Genomic DNA, 18,690 nt, shown 5'->3' with positions numbered 1-18,690 from the left:
CCGGCATCACACCACCGGGATGTGGCACCTTTCTCAGGCAGTGAGAGGCCGGCTTGCGATACTGGCAACCGACGGACGGGAGGTGACGTGTGGCGGCGAAGTACTGCGATCTGGTCATGAAAGGTGGCATCACCAGCGGCATCGTGTACCCCAATGCGGTACTGGCGCTGGCGCGCGAGTATCGCTTCAAGAGCATCGGTGGCACCTCGGCAGGCGCCATCGCCGCCGCGGTGGCTGCGGCGGCGGCCTATGGTGATCGCCGCCAGCAGGCGGGCGAGCCGCTGCCCGGCGATGCCGGGTACGGTGGATTGTCGGCGGTGTCGGCGCAGCTGTCGCGGCGCGGGTTCATCTACGGTCTGTTCCAGCCGGCGCGCGGCGCGCGTGCAGCCTATCGGCTGCTGGTGGTGCTGACCGGCAATGCAGGCTGGCCCCGCAAGCTGCTGTGCCTGGCCATCGCCGTGTTCCAGATCGCGCCGCTGGAAGTGCTGGTGTCGCTGGCATTGCTGCTCGCGCTGGGCGCGTGGGGCGGCGGCTGGAGTGGAGTGGCGGCAACATTGCTGCCGTCCCTGCTGTGCGCCTACGGCGCTGGCGTGGCCGGGGCCGCGCTGCGGGTCGCGCGGGTGGCACGACGCAATCTGCTGGGCCTGTGCAGCGGCCTCGGCAGCGACGCGCGCCGGCCGGCGTTGACGGAATGGCTGCACAGCTGCCTGCAGCAGCTGTCAGGCAAGCCGGCCGATGTGCCGCTTACCTTTGCCGACCTGCACGATGCGCCGCGCTATGCAGACGAGCCGGACAGCCCGCATGCCATCACCCTGCAGATGATCACCACCTGCGTATCGCACAACGAACCCCGCACGCTGCCGCTGGGCGGCGCGCAGTTCTGGTTCCTGCGCGAAGAGTTCGACCAGCTGTTCCCGGCCAGCGTGGTGCAGTGGCTGGTCAACCATGCGGGTCCGCCGCTGGGCGTGGATGGACGACTCTATTACCGCCTGCCGCAGGGGCCGCAGCTGCCGGTACTGGTGGCAACGCGGATGAGCCTGAGTTTCCCGTTGCTGATCAGCGCAGTGCCGCTGCATGAGCCCTCGCGCCGCGAGCGCCGCTGCGAGCCTGGAGCGACCGCCTCCGATCCGGAACACAACGTGGCCGACAGCATGGAGGGGCTGACCAGTGCCGGCCAGGCCTGCGGCCCGGTGATCACCGCCTTCCGGATCTGCTGGTTCTCCGATGGGGGCATCAGCAGCAACTTCCCGATCCATCTGTTCGACGCGGCGCTTCCGCGCTGGCCGACCTTCGCCATCAACCTGGTCTATCCACAGCATGCGGAGGAGGTCAGCTCCGGCGGCAATGCACGGCAGGCGCTGGAGCGATCGGTGTTCCTGCCCAGCGAAAACCGTCATGGCTGGCAACGCACCTACCAGTCCATCGCCGCGCCGGTGGCCGCCGGCGAGCTTGGCCGTTTCCTGTTCGCGGTGGTGGCAACCATGCAGAACTGGCGCGACCTGCTGCAGGCGCGTGCTCCGGGCTATCGCGACCGCATCGTGCACGTGACCCTGCAGGGTGATGAGGGCGGCATGAACCTGGACATGCCGCAGGAGGTGCTGACCCGCATCGCCGACAAGGGCAGCCTGGCCGGTGCGCGCTTCTGCGCGTTCTCCTTCGAGAATCACTACTGGATCCGCTGGCGCAACCTGGCCTCGGCCTACCAGCGTTACACGCTGGAAGTGGCGCGTACCGACGATCCCGCGCAGCAGGTGCTGGCCTATCGGGCGGCGTACACGATGGTGGCTGCCGGCGTGCCGTCGCCACCGTCGTACAAGCTGGGCTCGGAGGACAAGCGGCTGGCGTCACAGCAGTTGTGGGGGCTGATGGTGGAGCAGGGCCGCAGCTGGGAGGATCTCGGCCCGGACCTCACCGACGGCGCACCACGGCCGCTGCCGCAGATGAAGGTGACGCCGATCTACTGACCGCTGCCGCAGCCGATTGAACTGTTCTGGTGGGTGCCGACCTTGTCTTGTGGGTGCCGACCTTGGTCGGCACGATCTGATCCCTGCGGTGGCTCATCGCCAGGGTTCGTGTCGACCAAGGTCGACACCCACCAGGGCAATGCGTCGTTCTGACAGCGTGAGCGCCACGGAATGCCAGCTTTTGCCGTTGCCGTTGCTTCGGCCTGTGCAGGTGCAGGGCGCAGCCCTGCCGAACCAACCCTATCGCCCCGGCAGCTGCGCGAACGCGCGCTGCATGCAGTCCTCGCGCGGGCACACCCGGCAACCCGGGCCGATCGACACCGAATTGCCGGGGCTCTGCACATCCAGCCCCAGCGAATACACCAGCCGCTCGGCATGCTGCAGGTCGCAGCCCAGCGCTACTGCGAAAGTCTTGCGTGGTTGGCCGTGACCAACCGGGCCGCTGCTGACCTGCCGGGCCAGCCAGAAATGGCGCCGCCCATCGGGCATGCGCGCGGTCTGGGTCAGGATGCGGCCGGGCTGGTTGAACGCCTCGTAGACGATCCACAGCGGGCATGAGCCACCCACCTGCGAGAAGTGGAAGTCGGTGGCCGAGTGACGCTTGGAGACGTTGCCGGCGCGGTCCACACGGATGAAGAAGAACGGCAGGCCGGGCGCGCTGCGGCGGGCCAGCGTGCTCAGCCGGTGGCAGACTGCTTCGAAGCCGACACCGAACTGGTGCGCCAGCAGCTCGATGTCGTAGCTGCTGGCTTCGGCCGCACGCAGGAAGCGCAGGTAGGGCATTACCAGGGCCCCGGCGAAATAGTTCGACAGGCCGATGCGCGCCTGCGCGATGCGCGCCTCGTCGCTGAATCCGGCGCGGGCAATCACCGCATCGATCTGCGGCAGATAGCCGTGCAGTGCCAGTTCGGCGGCCATCTGGAAGGCCTGCTGGCCCGGCTCCAGGTAGTCCGGCAGCCACAGCCGGCGGGCACCGGCATCGTAGTGGCGCTTCTCGCGCCCGGCCTGCAAGGCAGTCACTTCCACCAGCACGCCGTGGCGATCGGCCAGCAACTGGCGCAGGCGCGGGGCGACGTGCCCCGGCGACAGTCCCCATTCGGCGAACAACCGCTCGGCCAGCTCATCCAGCTCCGGGATGTGGTTGTGCATGCGGTTGAAGAACTCGCGCACCTGGTCGCCCGCCGGCAGGGTGCTGCCGGCACCGGGTTCGCCCAGCTGGAACTCCAGTGCGGCGGCATGTTCCCGCAACGCCAGGTGGCGGCGATGCAGGTCCAGCAGCGCCCGGCTCACCTGCGGCAGGTTGCCGGCCAGTGCCCGCAGCTCGGTGGCACTGACGTCGGCCAGCCCCAGGTCCCGCAGGGTTTCGGCCAATGATTCCTGCAATGCCGCGGGTTCATCCTCGTCGAACAGGGCGGAAACGTCGCCCAACACCTCACCCAGCTTCTTCTGCACGGCGGGCGTCAACGGGCGCTTGTTGCGCTCGATCTGGTTCAGGTAGCTGGCAGAAAGGCCCAGGGCGCGGGCCAGGTCGATCTGGCTGTAGCCGCGCTGCTCGCGCAGGCGCAGCAGGCGCAGGCCCAGCTGGCGCTGTGAGGATGGCAGATTCACAGAATTAACAGGAATCGTGGGGGGTGTTGGCCAGATTAAGCGAATTCAGGCCGGAAATCGAGGCGGCGGCTGTGAATAATGCCAAGCATCTTTCGCACCCCTGGATGTCGTCATGACTGTTGCAGCGCCCCGTATCCGCATGCTGATCGATGGCCAGTTCGTCGAATCGGCGACCTCCCACTGGCAGGACGTGATCAACCCGGCCACCCAGGACGTGCTGGCCCAGGTCCCGTTCGCCACCACCGCTGAAGTGGACGCTGCCGTGGCCGCCGCCAAGGAAGCGTTCAAGACCTGGCGCAAGACCCCGATCGGCACCCGTGCGCGCATCTTCCTGAAGTACCAGCAGCTGATCCGCGAGAACATGAGCGAGCTGGCGCACATCCTCACTGCCGAACAGGGCAAGACCCTGCCGGATGCCGAAGGCGATGTGTTCCGCGGCCTGGAAGTGGTCGAGCACGCCGCCGCCATCGGCAACCTGCAGCTGGGCGAGCTGGCCAACAACGTGGCCAATGGCGTGGATACCTACACGATCATGCAGCCGCTGGGCGTGTGCGCCGGCATCACCCCGTTCAACTTCCCGGCGATGATTCCGCTGTGGATGTTCCCGATGGCCATCGCCACCGGCAACACCTTCATTCTCAAGCCGTCCGAGCAGGACCCGATGGTCACCATGCGCCTGGTTGAACTGGCGCTGGAAGCCGGCATTCCGAAGGGCGTGCTGAATGTGGTCCACGGTGGCGAGGAAGTGGTCAACGCGATCTGCGACCACCCGGACATCAAGGCGGTCTCCTTCGTTGGTTCCACCCGCGTGGGTACCCACGTGTACAACCGTGCGTCGCTGGCCGGCAAGCGCGTGCAGTGCATGATGGGCGCCAAGAACCACGCCGTGGTGCTGCCGGATGCCAACAAGGAGCAGACCCTCAATGCGATGGTCGGTGCCGCCTTCGGTGCCGCCGGCCAGCGCTGCATGGCGGCCTCTACGCTGGTGCTGGTGGGTGAAGCGCGCGGCTGGGTGCAGGATCTGGTGGCCAAGGCCAAGACCCTGAAGGTCAGCGGTGGCACCGTGTCCGGTACCGATGTCGGCCCGGTGATTTCCTGCAGCGCGCGCGAGCGCGTGGAAGGCCTGATCGCCTCGGGCGTGGAGCAGGGCGCGCAGCTGGTGCTCGATGGCCGCAATCCGCAGGTCGATGGCTTCGAGAAGGGCAACTTCGTCGGCCCGACCATCTTTGCCGGTGTCACCACCGACATGCGCATCTACCAGGAAGAAATCTTCGGGCCGGTGCTGGTGATCCTGGAAGCGGAAACGCTGGAAGACGCCATCGCGATGGTCAACAGCAACCCGAACGGCAACGGCACCGCACTGTTCACCCAGTCCGGCGCCGCCGCGCGCAGGTTCCAGGAAGACATCGACGTCGGCCAGGTCGGCATCAACGTGCCGATCCCGGTGCCGGTGCCGCTGTTCTCCTTCACTGGTTCGCGCGCCTCCAAGCTGGGTGACCTGGGCCCGTACGGCAAGCAGGTGGTGCTGTTCTACACCCAGACCAAGACCGTCACCGCGCGCTGGTTCGATGACGAGACGCTGAGCCACGGCGTCAACACCACGATCAGCCTGAAGTAACGGCAGGAGCAGCCATGAGCCACTCGATGACGACGGAACTGGAAGAAGCGCAGCAGGCCTACCGCGAGGCCGCCCGCGACTTCGCACTGGCCGAACTGGCGCCGCACGCCGCGCGATGGGATGCGGAGGGCATCTTTCCGCGCGAGGCGATCGCCAAGGCCGGTGAACTGGGCTTCTGCGGGCTGTACATGGACCCGGAAGTGGGCGGCAGCGGCCTGAGCCGGCTGGACGCCGCCGTCGTCATCGAGGAGCTCGCCAGTGTCGACCCCTCGACGGCGGCCTACATCAGCATCCACAACATGGCCTCGTGGATGGTGTCCAAGTGGGGTCAGCCGGCACTGCGCGACGCGTGGGGCAACGATCTGGCGGCGGGCATCAAGCTGGCCTCGTACTGCCTGACCGAACCGGGCGCCGGTTCCGATGCCGCCTCGCTGAAAACCACCGCCGTGCGCGATGGCGACCACTTCGTGCTGAACGGCGCCAAGGCCTTCATCTCCGGCGCCGGCGCCACCGAACTGCTGGTGGTGATGGCGCGCACCGGCGGTGCCGGTGCCGGCGGCGTCAGCGCCATCGCGGTGCCGTCGGACCTGCCGGGCATCAGCTTCGGCCGCAAGGAAGAGAAGATGGGCTGGAACAGCCAGCCCACCCGTGGCATCACCTTCGAGAACGTCCGCGTGCCGGTCAGCCACCTTCTGGGAGAGGAAGGCGGTGGCTTCAAGCTGGCGATGAAGGGACTCGATGGCGGCCGCATCAACATCGCCGCCTGTTCGCTGGGTGCCGCGCAGGGCGCGCTGGATGCCGCACGCCGCTACATGGGCGAGCGTCGCCAGTTCGGCAAGGCGCTGGCCGAGTTCCAGGCACTGCAGTTCAAGCTGGCCGACATGGTCACCCAGCTGGTGGCCGCCCGGCAGATGGTGCATACCGCCGCGCGCAAGCTCGATGCCGGCGCCAGCGACGCCAACGTGTGGTGCGCAATGGCCAAGCGCTTCGCCACCGATGCCGGTTTCACTGTCTGCAACGAAGCGCTGCAGATCCACGGCGGCTACGGCTACATCCGCGAATACCCGATCGAACGCCTGCTGCGTGACTGCCGCGTGCACCAGATCCTGGAAGGCACCAACGAGATCATGCGGGTGATCGTTGCCCGTCACCTGCTCAACACCGAAGAGGAACTGCGATGAAGGATTGGCGTACCCAGGAGCACGTGGGCCTGAAGGTCGAGGCCGATGGCCACACCGCCGTGGTCACCCTGCACAACCCGCCGGCGCACACCTGGACCGTGCACAGCCTGTCCGCGCTGCGCGACCTGGTGGCTGCGCTCAATGCGGACCGCGACATCTACGCGCTGGTGATCACCGGTGATGGCGAGAAGTTCTTCTCCGCCGGCGCGGATCTGAACCAGTTCGCCTCTGGCGACAAGGCGGCCGCGCGCGAGGCCGCACGCCGCTTCGGCGAAGCCTTCGAGGCGCTGTCCGGCTTCCGCGGCGTGTCGATCGCCGCAATCAACGGCTATGCGATGGGCGGCGGGCTGGAATGCGCGCTGGCCTGCGACCTGCGCATCATCGAAGACCACGCCCAGGTCGCGCTGCCGGAGGCCACCGTCGGCCTGCTGCCGTGCGCCGGTGGTACCCAGAACCTGCCACGGCTGGTGGGCGAGGGCTGGGCCAAGCGCATGATCCTGCTGGGCGAGCGCATCAATGCCGAGACCGCGCTGCGCATCGGCCTGGCCGAGGAGAAGGTCGGCAAGGGCGAGTCCAAGGCGCTGGCGCTGGAATGGGCGAAGAAGGCCGGCAAGCAGAGCCCGACCAGCATCGCGGCCTGCAAGACGCTGGTGCAGTCCACCCGCACCGGCACCCACGCCTCGGCGCTGGTGGCCGAACGCGAGGCCTTCGTCGATCTGTTCGATACCGCCGACCAGGTCGAGGGCGTGAACGCCTTCCTGGAAAAGCGCGCCGCGCAGTGGAAGAACGCATGACCACGGTCGCCGACGAAGCGCCGGTCCTGTTCGAAGAGCGCGTGGCCGGCAATGGCGCGCGCATCGGCATCGCCACGCTGAACGCGCCGCGCACGCTCAATGGCTTCTCGCTGCCGATGGCGCACCTGCTGCTGAAGCAGCTCAATGCCTGGGCCGACGACGACGGCATCGCGATGGTGGTGCTGCAGGGCGCCGGTGAAAAGGCGTTCTGCGCCGGCGGTGACCTGCACAGCCTGTACCAGAGCATGCGTGCATTCCGCGAGGCCGGCCGCAGCGATATCCGCGACAACGACTACGCGGCCGAGTTCTTCGACGTCGAGTACCGCGTGGATTACCTCATCCACACCTATGCCAAGCCGATCCTGTGCTGGGGCCATGGCATCGTCATGGGAGGGGGCATCGGCCTGATGTCCGGTGCCAGCCACCGTGTGGTCAGCGAGCGCTCCAAGCTCGCGTTCCCGGAGATCACCGTCGGTCTGTTCCCGGACGTGGGTGGCAGCTGGCTGCTGCCGCGCGTGCCGGGCAAGGGTGGCCTGTTCCTGGCCTTGACCGGTGCACTGCTCAACCCGGGCGATGCGATCTATGCCGGCCTGGCCGACGTGCACGTGGCCGAAGCGCGCCGCAGCGATGTGTTCGATGCACTGCTGCAGGTGGCCTGGTCGCGCGACGCCGCGAGCAACCACGAGCGTCTGGGCCACCTGCTGCAATCGTATGCCAGCGATGCCGCGACCGGTCCGCTGCTGGCCAACGCGGCGAAGGTCGACGCACTGTGCGACGGCGATGACCTCGATGCCATCGTCGAAGGCATCGCCCACCTGCAGACCGAGGATGCCTGGCTGCAGGCCGCCCAGAAGACCCTCGCGGCCGGCGCGCCCGGTTCGGCGCGGCTGGCGTTCGAGCTGCAGCGCCGCAGCGCGGGCCAGGATCTGGCTGCGGTCTACCGCCTGGAATACATCGTCGCCCTGCACTGCGCTGCCCACGGCGATTTCGCCGAAGGCATCCGTGCGCTGCTGATCGACAAGGACCGCACGCCGTCGTGGAACCCGGCCACGCTGGCCGAAGCCAGCGCCCTGTGGGCCGATACGTTCTTCGCTTCGCCCTGGGCCGATGCCGCGCATCCGCTGGCCGACCTGGGTACCCCTGCCGCTGAAAGGAGCCTGGCATGAGCCGCATTGCATTCATTGGGTTGGGCAACATGGGTGGCCCGATGGCCGCCAATCTGGTCAAGAACGGCCACACCGTGCGCGTGTTCGATCTGGTGCCGGCCGCCGTGCAGGCCGCCGTCGACGCCGGTGCCGGTGCCGCGTCGTCAGCACGTGACACCCTGGCCGACGCCGAGGTGGTGATCTCGATGCTGCCGGCCAGTCGCCACGTCGAAGGCCTGTACCTCGGCGATGACGGCATTCTCGCCGCGATTCCGGCCGGCGCGCTGGTCATCGATTGCAGCACGATCGCTCCGGCCAGCGCCCGCAAGGTGTCCGAAGCGGCGGCCGCACGCGGCCTGCAGATGATCGATGCGCCGGTTTCCGGCGGCACGGCCGGTGCCCAGGCCGGCACCCTCACCTTCATCGTCGGTGGTGAGGAGGATGCACTGGAGCGTGCGCGCCCGGTGCTGCAGGCGATGGGCAGGAACATCTTCCACGTTGGCGCCAGTGGTGCCGGCCAGGTGGCCAAGCTGTGCAACAACATGGCGCTGGGCGTGATCATGGCCGTCACCGGCGAGGCCATCGCACTGGGCGTGGCGCACGGTCTGGACCCGAAGGTGCTGTCGCAGATGATGGCGGTGAGCACCGGCCGCAGCTGGGCCACCGAAGTGTGCAATCCGTGGCCGGGCGTGCTGGAGAATGCGCCGGCCTCGCGTGGCTACAGCGGCGGCTTCGGCAGCGACCTGATGCTCAAGGACATGGGCCTGGCAGTGGAAGCGGCGATGAGTGTCGGCGCCTCGATCCCGCTGGGTGAAGTGGCCCGCAACCTGTATTCGATGAATCATCAGGCCGGGCGCGGCAAGCTGGATTTCTCCAGCGTCGTACAGCTCATCACCAGCGAGAAGTAAGCGAATGCGTCCCCGGCCGCGTGCCGGGGCCCACCCGGGGTGGGATGGGCGGATGCCTGGTTTCGACCGGCATCCGCCCATTTTTTTTGCGCTTGGAGCCCCGGGGTCAGAGCCCTTTGCCGTTGCAAAGGGATCCGACCCCGCCTCCATCAGGCGACGATCAGCGTCACGTCGATGTTGCCGCGGGTGGCATTCGAGTACGGGCACACGATGTGCGCCTTCTGCACAAGCGCTTCAACCTGCTCGCGCGGCACGCCCGGCACGTTGATGGTCAGCTCGGCCTCGATGCCGAAGCCGGTCGGAATCTGGCCGATGCCCACCTTGCCGGTCACGGTGGTGTCGGCCGGCAGCGCGACCTTGGCCTGGCCGGCCACGAACTTCAGCGCGCCCAGGAAGCAGGCCGAGTAACCGGCGGCGAACAGCTGCTCCGGGTTGGTGCCCGGGCCGCCCGCGCCGCCCAGCTCGCGCGGGGTCGACAGCTGGATGTCGAGCACGTTGTCGGAGGAGACGGAACGGCCTTCGCGGCCGCCGGTGGAGGTCGCCTGGGCGGTGTACAGAACCTTTTCGATGGACATCGGGATGCTCCTGGTCAGTGGGTGGTAGTGCGTTGGAGCCTACTTTGCCCGCTTTCCAAGGACGATGGGTGACAGACCGTCTGAGAAATTTGACCGATCGTCCTGCTGTCTAGATCGTCCATTCCCGATCGGTGGTGAACATGATCGTCAGCCACCGGTCCGGCGAGGCTTCGCCCAGTGCATCGCCGATCTCGTCACGCAGTTGGTCCCACTCCCGCAGGGGCCGCGGCGGATCATCGGCCGGGACCACGAAGAACAGCTCGATCTGCTCGCCACGTCCCACCTGCGCCACATAGCTGCGGTGTTCGACGAAGCCATGCCTGGCGACGATCGTGCGCGCCACCGCGTCCACGTGGGCCTGCAGCTCCGGTGGGGTCACCAGCAGGATGCCGGCCAATGCCCGCCGCACCGTGCCCAGCGGCGCGATCATCACCAGTACGCAGACGAAGGCGAGGATGGCCGGGTCGATGTACGGCCCGATCCAGTCCCACGCAGTGCCACGCACCAGCGCGCCGCCCAGGAAGGCGACCAGATAACAGGCCGACATGCTGGCCGCGATCATCCAGTTCTTCGCGTCCAGCGCGATGAACTCCGAACCGATGCGGCGGTTGGCGCGCAGCACGAACACGCCCAGCGCTGCCTCGGCCAGCAGGGACAGCGCGGCGAAGATCATCGCCGGCCCCAGCGCGATGTGGCGGCCGCCGGACATCAGCGCGTCCACGGCATTGACCAGTGCATACAGCGCCGCACCGATCATCAGCGTGCCGCTCACGCCCAGCACGATCGGTTCCAGGTGCCAGAAGCCCATTGTGAAGCGCTGGTTGAGGCGCGACTGCAGCGCATCGGTATTGGTCGACAGCGCGATCAGGCGCGCGACCAGCAGCGACAGCCAGGTCATCACCACATCGATCAGCCCGTAGATGCCATCGAAGATGATGAGCGAGGAATTGGCCAGCAGGCCGAACACCACCGCAGTCAGCGCCAGCAGCAACGCACCGGCAATCGACAGGCGCAGCACCCCTTGTTCGGTGGTGGGGTCGAAGAAGTGGGGGCGATCGGTAGCCATGACCCGATTGTAGAGCGGAGCCATGCTCCGCTGCGTCTGGCGGCCGACCGCGCTACCTTCATGCAGCCGCTTCCCGTAGACTGCGCCCCTCCCACGTACCGACACCCGCCTGCAGTGATCACGCCACCCTGACCCTTGCCGCACATCGGCAGCCGGCCCGCCCGGCTCAGGAACCCGTGTCTTTCCACTGCAGCGCCATGCGGCCACGCCCGCCTGCGCGCGGAGCTTTCCCATGCAAACGTCCTATCCCCTGCGCCAGCAATGGCTCGGCAACGTCCGTGGCGACCTGTTGTCCGGCATCGTCGTCGCCCTGGCCCTGATTCCCGAGGCCATCGCGTTCTCGCTCATTGCCGGCGTCGACCCCAAGGTCGGCCTGTACGCCGCCTTCTCCATCGCCGTCATCACCGCCATCGCGGGTGGCCGCCCTGGCATGATCTCTGCTGCCACTGGCGCGATGGCGCTGGTGATGGTCGACCTGGTGAAGGATCACGGCCTGCAGTACCTGTTCGCCGCCAGCATCCTGGCCGGCTTGCTGCAGGTGCTGGCAGGCGTGTTCAAACTGGGCTCGCTGATGCGCTTCGTCTCGCGCTCGGTCATCACCGGCTTCGTCAATGCGCTGGCGATCCTGATCTTCCTGGCGCAGATGCCGGAACTGATCGGCCGCGGTCCTACGGTCTACGTGCTGTGCGCGGCGGCGCTGGTCATCATCTATCTGCTGCCGCGCCTCACCCGCGCCGTGCCCTCGCCGCTGGTGGCCATCGTGATGCTCACCGTGGTGGTGATCGGCTTCGGTATCGACGTGCGCAGTGTTGGCGACATGGGCCAGCTGCCCGACAGCCTGCCGCATTTCCTGCTGCCCGATGTCCCGCTCAGCTGGGAGACGCTGCGCATCCTGCTGCCGGTGTCGGCCACGCTGGCCGTGGTCGGCCTGCTCGAATCGATGATGACCCTGCAGATCGTCGAGGACATCACCGAGACACCCAGCGAGCGCAATCGCGAATGCATCGGCCAGGGCGTGGCGAATACGGTAACCGGCTTTCTCGGCGGCATGGCCGGCTGCGCGATGATCGGCCAGTCGGTCATCAACGTGACCTCCGGTGGCCGTGGCCGCCTGTCGTGCCTGGTGGCTGGCGTGCTGCTGCTGGTACTGGTGGTGTACGGCAGCGACCTGGTGCGGCAGATCCCGATGGCCGCCCTGGTGGCGGTGATGATCATGGTCAGCATCGGCACCTTCAGCTGGCGCTCGCTGCGCGACCTGCGCACGCACCCGCGCAGTTCCTCGGCCGTGATGTTGCTGACCGTGGTGGTCACCGTGGCCACCCACGACCTGGCCAAGGGCGTGCTCAGCGGCGTGCTGCTGTCGGCGTTGTTCTTCGCGCGCAAAGTAGGCCGCTTGCTGGAGGTGCAGCGCGACGATGCCCATGAGACGCAGGTCTACCGCGTGCGCGGGCAGGTGTTCTTTGCCTCGGCGGGGCAGTTGGGCGCAGCGTTCGACTATCAGCATGTGGCGCCGAAGGTGCAGATTGATCTGCGCGATGCCCACCTGTGGGATCTGACCGCCGTGGCCGCGCTGGAGCGCGCGCAGGAAAAGTTGGCCGCGCACGGAGCAGAGGTAACGGTGGTGGGGCTCAATGCGGCCAGCCAGACGCTGATCGAGCAGGTGGGTGGGCGCGGCGGCGGGCACTGAGTTCGCACTCATCAATCGCCGCCACCTGTGCTGGGACATGGGTCCATAAGCGCTTCGGCAGGGGGCACCCGGGTGACCGCAGCGGCGGTCACCCGCGTTGTTGCATCAGTGCCTGCGGCCCATGCACCTGACTTCCACCCGCATGTCGGCGTCCATCACTTCGCTGGTGCAGATCATCTGGTTGTCGCCCGGCCCGATGTTGGGGCGCACGCCCAGATCGAAGAGGTAGCGACTGAAGTCCATGTAGGCGTCACTGGTGATGCCACCGGGGAACTCGTACACCACCGGCTTGCCGTCCTTGGCAACGTCTGCTTTCGTCTCTGGAACCGGGTTGCCGTGAACGTCGCGGCCGGTGCCGGGAATAGGCGCCCAGCTTTTCATCTCGATGTCGTACGAGGCCTTGATGCTGGAGCCATCGGCGAAGTTCAGGGTGGTCACCGGGCGGCCCGCAGTCAGCGAGATGTTCTTTCCGCTGACCAAATTGACGAACGTCATGTGCGCCGCATACCCGCGGGCGAGCCAGGAGGCATTCAACTGTTCGATCGCGTTGTTCATCCTGGCCGGGCTCTGCAATGCATCGTATACGGTTGCCGGAACCGGCCGGTCTGCGGCGGGAGCGCGGCCGCCTGCATCTGAGCGTATGAACACCCTTCGCACGGGATATCTTGTATCTGCTTCACCTGCGCGTGCGCTCCCTGCGCACAGAGCAACAACGCCACCGCAGTGGCGTATCGGAACAGCCTCCTCGAATTCGATTCCTAGATGGATGGATTGGGTAGGAAATGAATGACGATCCTGGCTACTGCCGCGATGACCAGCGCAATCGACACGGCGCGGGTGAAGCGATGAATCTCGCGCCGTTGGAAGGGTATCCATACCGTGAGCAGGATGGTTGTGAGACCAAAAACCAGAACCGGGGTGCCGGAGGTCGTCATCGCCATGCACAGGCTGATGAAGGCGAACAGCTCCAGGACCAGTTCGATATAGGTGCGTTGCTGCATTACATGTTCCGTTTGCTTGGGACATCCATGCCGCACATCGTCATGCGGCGCTCAAACGATATCACTTCTCATTCGTATTTGTGGGCGTGGCGGGCGCGTGCCACACCAGCAATGGGGCACCGGCGCTTCGCACACCGCCTGACGCCCCGGCGCCATTCAGCCACCCGGTGTAAACTATTGATCTCACTGGCAATGCCGGTCTCCACGATCAACGCCCCGATGACGTCCGCCACCGCCCGTTACGCCGAATCCCTGCGCCTGTCCGTCGCCCCGATGATGGACTGGACGGACCGCCATTGCCGCGTGTTCCATCGCGTGCTGGCTCCCGGGGCGCGGCTGTACACGGAGATGGTGCACGCCAACGCGGTCATCCATGGTGACCGCGAGCGCCTGCTCGGCTTCGACCGCAGCGAACAGCCGCTGGCCCTGCAGCTGGGTGGCAGCGATCCGGCCCTGCTGGCGCAGGCCGCGCGCATCGCCGCGGACTGGGGCTACGACGAGGTCAACCTCAACTGCGGCTGCCCGTCCGATCGCGTGCAGGCGGGCCGCTTCGGTGCCTGCCTGATGCGCGAGCCGGTGCTGGTGGCCGAATGCGTGGCCGCGATGGTCGATGCGGTCGACATCCCGGTGACGGTGAAGTGCCGTCTGGGCGTGGATGAGGACAACGAGTACGAGGCGTTCGCCCGCTTCGTCGACCGCCAGGTCGCTGCCGGTGCAGCGATGGTGGTGGTGCACGCGCGCAATGCCTGGCTGAAGGGCCTGTCGCCCAAGGAGAACCGTGAGGTTCCGCCGCTGAAGTACGACTGGGCCTACCGCCTGAAGCAGGAGCGGCCCGCACTGCCGGTGGTGCTCAACGGTGGCCTGGCCAGCATCGAAGCCGTGCAGGCCCAGGCCGGCCATGTCGATGGCGTGATGCTGGGCCGGGCCGCGTACCACGATCCCTATCTGCTGCATCAGCTGGAAGCGCTGCACACCGGTACGCCGCTGCGGTCGCGCGCGGATCTGCTGCGCGCGCTGCGCCCGTATGTCGAGGCCCGTCTGGGCGAGGGCATGGCCCTGAAGCACATCACCCGTCACCTGCTCGGCCTGTTCCATGGGCAGCCCGGTGGGCGCGCGTTCCGCCAGGTATTGAGCGAGGGTGCGCACCGTCCAGGCGCCGACTGGACATTGGTCGAACAGGCCCTTGCCGTCACCGAGCGCGACGCTGACCGTGCCGCTGCGTGACGTCCGTCACATTCCTGACTTGACAACGCCGGCCGATTCGTCCCGAATGTTCACTTAGATGAACAAACCTGCGGTTCGCCCGGAAAAGTTCAGATCGGATTCACTGCCCCAAACCAAGAATTTGCAAAGGAATTGTAAAGACCGGGTCCCGCACCCGGTTCCCGGATTTACGACTTTTGAACGAATCGCCGTGCTCGGCTAGGATCGCATCGATGTCTTCCGCTCCCCTCCATTGCCGCATTGCCCTGGCCACCTGCGTGGTGCTGGCGGCTGCGCCGCTGTCGTCGGCAATGGCACAGCAGCCCCCGCGTGCGGAACACGGCCGGGCGGAGATGATGGAGCGGAGCGAGCGGGGTGGCCGTGGCGACGAGCGCTCGCTGTCCGATGCCGTGCGCCGCGTGCAGCGCACCACCGGTGGCCACATCCTGGGCGCCGAACGGGTGCCGTTCGATGGTCGTGACATCAACCGGGTCAAGTACATGGACGACCGGGGCCGGGTCCGCTACATGGACGACCCCGCCCCGTCGCGTTCACAGCCGCGCACGCCGCGGTCGGATATGTCTTCACTACGCGGCGATAACCCCTGAACAGGGATAGTTGTCGCTATCAACCCGTACCCCACTGGCCTCCGGGCCACACCCAGGACACTAGGGAGAGTTCATGCGTATCCTTCTGGTCGAAGACGAAGCCCCGCTGCGTGAGACCCTGGCAGCCCGGCTCAAGCGCGAAGGCTTTGCCGTCGATGCTGCGCAGGACGGCGAGGAAGGCCTCTACATGGGGCGCGAAGTCCCGTTCGACGTCGGCATCATCGACCTCGGCCTGCCCAAGATGTCGGGCATGGAGCTGATCAAGGCGCTGCGTGACGAGGGCAAGAAGTTCCCGGTGCTGATCCTGACCGCGCGGTCGAGCTGGCAGGACAAGGTCGAGGGCCTGAAGCAGGGCGCCGACGATTACCTGGTCAAGCCGTTCCACGTCGAAGAGCTGCTGGCCCGCGTCAACGCGCTGCTGCGCCGCGCCGCCGGCTGGAGCAAGCCGACCCTGGAATGCGGCCCGGTCGCCTTGGATCTCGCCGCGCAGACGGTCAGCGTCTCCGGCAGCAATGTCGACCTGACCAGCTACGAGTACAAGGTGCTGGAGTACCTGATGATGCATGCCGGTGAACTGGTCTCCAAGGCCGACCTCACCGAGCACATCTACCAGCAGGACTTCGACCGCGACTCGAACGTGCTGGAAGTGTTCATCGGCCGCCTGCGCAAGAAGCTGGACCCGGACGGTGAACTGAAGCCGATCGAGACCGTGCGCGGCCGCGGCTACCGTTTCGCGATCCCGCGCAACGAGGGCTGAGCCGGCTCACCCTGGCGATTGCACGATGTCCGGCCGTCTGTGGTTCTTCCGACGCTGGCGGCCGCGCTCCCTGCAGGCGCGCCAGCTGTTCGCCGCGTCCGTGGGCCTGGTCGCGTTCCTGGCCCTGGCCGGTTACGCGCTCGACGCCGCCTTCGCCGATACGGCGAAGGCCAACCTGCGTGAGCGCCTGAAGAACTACGCCACCGCCTATGCGGCCGGCATCGACTTCACCCGCGATCGTTCGCTGTACATCCGCGAGCAGCCACCGGACCCGCGCTTCGACGTGCCCGGCAGCGGTCTCTACCTGCAGGTGGTGATGCCGGACGGCAAGGGCAATTCGATGTCGGCCGAAGGCCCGATGCTGCCCACCGTCGGCGGCGGACTGCTTGCGCCACGCCAGGAGGTGTTCGAAGGCCCGCTGCCGATGATCCAGATCGACGGCAGCCAGGGCTCGGTGTACCGCTACGGCCTGGGCCTGGTGTGGGACGCCGATGCCGATCCCGCCACCGAGTTCCCGTACACCATCTACGTGATGGAAGACTCGCGCGCGCTCGGTGCGCAGCTGCGGGTGTTCCGCAGCCGTGTCTGGTTCTACCTGGGTGGCATCGGCCTGATCCTGCTGCTGCTGCAGACCGTCATCCTGCAGTGGAGCCTGCGTCCGCTGCGTCGCGTGATCACCGAGCTGACCAAGGTGCAGCGCGGCGAAACCGAGCGCATGAGCGAGCGCCACCCGCGCGAGCTGGAACCGCTGACCGACAGCATCAATGCCTTCATCGAAAGTGAGCGCGAGAACCTCGAGCGCCAGCGCAATACCCTGGCGGATCTGGCGCACAGCCTGAAAACGCCGATCGCGGTGCTGCGCACGCAGATGGACAGCGGTGCCGGTGATGGCGCGCTGCGCGAAGAGCTGGACGTGCAGCTGCAACGCATGAACAACCTGGTGTCCTATCAGCTGGCGCGCGCTGCGTCGTCGGGCCACAAGCTGTTCTCCGCACCGTTGCCGATCGAGTCCAACGCCGAAGAGATCGTGCGGGGCCTGGAAAAGGTCTATGCGGCCAAGGGCGTGCTGTGCGAGTTCGACATCGATCCGGCCGCGCGCTTCCATGGCGAGCCGGGTGACCTGCAGGAACTGCTGGGCAATCTGCTGGAAAACGCCTTCAAGTGGGCCAAGCGCCGTGTCCTGCTGACCGCGCAGCCCCTGCCGGCGCCGAATGCACGCCGCGCCGGCCTGCTGCTGGCCGTGGACGACGACGGCCCGGGCATCGCGCCGGACGATATCGGCAAGGTGCTGCAGCGTGGCGTACGTGGCGACGAACGCGTGCAGGGCCACGGCATCGGCCTGTCGATCGTGCAGGACCTGATCAAGGATTACCGCGGCGAACTGGCGGTCGGCCGTTCCAGCGAACTGGAAGGCGCCCGCTTCGAAGTGCGTCTGCCGCCGGGCCCGTAGGGCGGGCCTGCTTCGATCCACCGGTCAACGCGAATGCGGGCAGCGCCGGGCCACGCCCGGCGAACCTATGACATGGCTCAGCCACCCCGCGCCGGCGGTTCACCATAGAAGCGCCGCAGATGTGCGGCAACATCGGGCAGCGCTTCGGCCAGCACGTCCGGGGCGGAGAAGTGGTACTCGCTGGCGACCGCGAAGAACTCCTCCGGTGCTTCGGCGGCATACGGGTCGATCAGCGTCTCCTGGCCGGCATCCACCTGCGCGCAGAACGCATCGTAGGACTGCTGGAAGACAGCAGCCCACTCACGCTGCCACGCACGCGGCAGCGGCGGCGTGCCGTCCATCGCGCCATCGAGCGCATCGAGCTTGTGCACCATCTCGTGCACGGCCACGCAGTAGCCCTCGTGCGGTGCGGCCAGATCGGCCTGCACGTCGGCCCAGGACAGGATCAACGGCCCGCTGTCCCACGATTCGCCGATCAGCTCGTCGTCCCATTCGTGCAGCACGCCCGCCGCATCCATGTGGCTGCGATGCACGCGGAATGCGTCGGGGTACACGATCAGCTGCGACCAGCCCTGCAGCCCCACCTCGCCGAACTCGAGCAGTGGCAGGCAGCACAGGGCCGCCAGCAGCACGCCGTCGGCGGCCTGCAGCTGCAGGTTGCCGATCGGGGTGATGGTCTTCTCATGCAGGAAGCGCGCCGCCAGCGTGCGCAGCCGGGCGCGTCGTTCGTCGGACAGCCCCTGCAGCCATGCCGCACGGCGGCAGGCCTCATCCCAGTACGCGTCTTCGATCGGCCGCGGTGCGGGCCGCAGCCACTGCAGCAACGACTTGATCAGCGGAACATTCCTGGCAGGTAGCTGTGCCACTTCGGCGCGCGCAGCCGCTGCAGCATGTCCTCATCGCTGCCGCCACCGCCGGTGCTGGTCGCGCTGCTGGCCGCCGGGCGTGCCGGAGCAGGCTTGGCCGTGGTGGTCGATGCCGTCGGTGCGCGCTGCGAGGCGGCATCGCCGTTGGAGGACACACAGGCGCCGCGGCTGTCATCCAGTGCTGCTGTGGCCGACGCCGCGAAGGGCATCGTCAGCAGGATCAGGCAATGGGCATAACGGCGCATTGACGACATCCACG

At 67.1% G+C, this 18,690-nt stretch carries 18 protein-coding genes; 11 read left to right on the top strand and 7 right to left on the bottom strand.

Translation table 11 applies throughout. The features are described from left to right. The first annotated feature begins 116 nt into the window (after nt 1-116). A complete protein-coding gene (locus AC5P76_RS10795; RefSeq protein ID WP_253119914.1) occupies nt 117-1,964 on the top strand; it encodes a patatin-like phospholipase family protein in 1,848 nt (615 codons plus the stop codon). Nucleotides 1,965-2,204: 240 nt separating this feature from the next. Here the strand turns inward: AC5P76_RS10795 and AC5P76_RS10790 are convergent, their stop codons facing one another. Beyond that, nucleotides 2,205-3,566, bottom strand: a complete 1,362-nt coding sequence (locus AC5P76_RS10790; RefSeq protein WP_219631758.1) for a helix-turn-helix domain-containing protein — start codon at nt 3,564-3,566, stop codon at nt 2,205-2,207. Nucleotides 3,567-3,684: 118 nt separating this feature from the next. Here AC5P76_RS10790 and AC5P76_RS10785 point away from each other — a divergent pair, with 118 nt between their 5' ends. Genes AC5P76_RS10785 through mmsB form a run of 5 tightly spaced genes read left to right on the top strand, consistent with a single transcriptional unit; the run spans nt 3,685 to nt 9,218 of the window. Continuing rightward, nucleotides 3,685-5,190 (top strand): CoA-acylating methylmalonate-semialdehyde dehydrogenase, encoded by a 1,506-nt coding sequence (locus AC5P76_RS10785; protein ID WP_053520140.1) that lies wholly within the window; start codon nt 3,685-3,687, stop codon nt 5,188-5,190. Nucleotides 5,191-5,216: 26 nt separating this feature from the next. Beyond that, nucleotides 5,217-6,371, top strand: coding sequence for an acyl-CoA dehydrogenase family protein (locus AC5P76_RS10780; protein WP_440210885.1), 1,155 nt, complete (start codon nt 5,217-5,219; stop codon nt 6,369-6,371). Beyond that, nucleotides 6,368-7,165: an enoyl-CoA hydratase gene (locus AC5P76_RS10775; protein WP_053520138.1), complete on the top strand. Its 798-nt coding sequence runs from the start codon at nt 6,368-6,370 to the stop codon at nt 7,163-7,165. Before AC5P76_RS10780 ends, AC5P76_RS10775 begins: the two co-directional genes overlap by 4 nt. Next, nucleotides 7,162-8,331, top strand: a complete 1,170-nt coding sequence (locus AC5P76_RS10770) for an enoyl-CoA hydratase/isomerase family protein (RefSeq protein WP_065174195.1) — start codon at nt 7,162-7,164, stop codon at nt 8,329-8,331. Before AC5P76_RS10775 ends, AC5P76_RS10770 begins: the two co-directional genes overlap by 4 nt. Next, nucleotides 8,328-9,218, top strand: coding sequence for a 3-hydroxyisobutyrate dehydrogenase (mmsB, locus tag AC5P76_RS10765; protein WP_065174196.1), 891 nt, complete (start codon nt 8,328-8,330; stop codon nt 9,216-9,218). The genes AC5P76_RS10770 and mmsB overlap by 4 nt, the downstream gene beginning before the upstream one ends. Before the next feature lie 149 nt (nt 9,219-9,367). Here mmsB and AC5P76_RS10760 read toward each other — a convergent pair whose 3' ends face one another. Both AC5P76_RS10760 and AC5P76_RS10755 read right to left on the bottom strand, forming a co-directional pair. Beyond that, nucleotides 9,368-9,793, bottom strand: coding sequence for an organic hydroperoxide resistance protein (locus AC5P76_RS10760; RefSeq protein WP_049464150.1), 426 nt, complete (start codon nt 9,791-9,793; stop codon nt 9,368-9,370). Between the two features lie 109 nt (nt 9,794-9,902). Further along, the gene (locus tag AC5P76_RS10755; protein ID WP_053520135.1) at nt 9,903-10,883 is read right to left on the bottom strand and encodes a cation diffusion facilitator family transporter; all 981 of its coding nucleotides are present in this window, start codon (nt 10,881-10,883) and stop codon (nt 9,903-9,905) included. A 208-nt stretch (nt 10,884-11,091) separates the two neighbouring features. Between AC5P76_RS10755 and AC5P76_RS10750 the strand changes: the two genes are divergently transcribed. Further along, a complete protein-coding gene (locus tag AC5P76_RS10750; RefSeq protein WP_253119911.1) occupies nt 11,092-12,546 on the top strand; it encodes a SulP family inorganic anion transporter in 1,455 nt (484 codons plus the stop codon). A 105-nt stretch (nt 12,547-12,651) separates the two neighbouring features. Here AC5P76_RS10750 and AC5P76_RS10745 read toward each other — a convergent pair whose 3' ends face one another. Together AC5P76_RS10745 and AC5P76_RS10740 are read right to left on the bottom strand one after the other, a co-directional pair. After that, nucleotides 12,652-13,101: a hypothetical protein gene (locus AC5P76_RS10745; RefSeq protein ID WP_253119909.1), complete on the bottom strand. Its 450-nt coding sequence runs from the start codon at nt 13,099-13,101 to the stop codon at nt 12,652-12,654. 203 nt (nt 13,102-13,304) lie between these two features. Further along, a complete protein-coding gene (locus tag AC5P76_RS10740; protein WP_107231488.1) occupies nt 13,305-13,547 on the bottom strand; it encodes a hypothetical protein in 243 nt (80 codons plus the stop codon). 192 nt (nt 13,548-13,739) lie between these two features. Between AC5P76_RS10740 and dusA the strand changes: the two genes are divergently transcribed. From dusA to AC5P76_RS10720, 4 genes are all read left to right on the top strand, one after another. Next, nucleotides 13,740-14,771, top strand: a complete 1,032-nt coding sequence (dusA, locus tag AC5P76_RS10735) for a tRNA dihydrouridine(20/20a) synthase DusA (protein ID WP_253119906.1) — start codon at nt 13,740-13,742, stop codon at nt 14,769-14,771. Nucleotides 14,772-14,983: 212 nt separating this feature from the next. Beyond that, complete coding sequence (locus AC5P76_RS10730) at nt 14,984-15,358, top strand: hypothetical protein (protein ID WP_053520383.1); 375 nt, start codon at nt 14,984-14,986, stop codon at nt 15,356-15,358. 73 nt (nt 15,359-15,431) lie between these two features. After that, nucleotides 15,432-16,115: a response regulator transcription factor gene (locus AC5P76_RS10725; RefSeq protein WP_053520384.1), complete on the top strand. Its 684-nt coding sequence runs from the start codon at nt 15,432-15,434 to the stop codon at nt 16,113-16,115. Between the two features lie 25 nt (nt 16,116-16,140). After that, nucleotides 16,141-17,565 carry an ATP-binding protein gene (locus AC5P76_RS10720; protein WP_065174201.1) on the top strand — a complete coding sequence of 475 codons (1,425 nt, stop codon included), beginning with the start codon at nt 16,141-16,143 and terminating at the stop codon, nt 17,563-17,565. Between the two features lie 77 nt (nt 17,566-17,642). Here the strand turns inward: AC5P76_RS10720 and AC5P76_RS10715 are convergent, their stop codons facing one another. Both AC5P76_RS10715 and AC5P76_RS10710 read right to left on the bottom strand, forming a co-directional pair. Beyond that, nucleotides 17,643-18,431: a M90 family metallopeptidase gene (locus AC5P76_RS10715; protein ID WP_181452118.1), complete on the bottom strand. Its 789-nt coding sequence runs from the start codon at nt 18,429-18,431 to the stop codon at nt 17,643-17,645. Further along, on the bottom strand, nt 18,398-18,676 hold the full coding sequence (locus AC5P76_RS10710) for a hypothetical protein (RefSeq protein ID WP_053520154.1): 279 nt from the start codon (nt 18,674-18,676) through the stop codon (nt 18,398-18,400). The genes AC5P76_RS10715 and AC5P76_RS10710 overlap by 34 nt, the downstream gene beginning before the upstream one ends. Nucleotides 18,677-18,690 lie beyond the last annotated feature (14 nt).

Source organism: Stenotrophomonas sp. YJH_SMC_36, from assembly GCF_059369935.1.
Note: the sequence above shows the minus strand (reverse complement) of the source record. Positions and strands in the feature narration are given on the sequence as shown.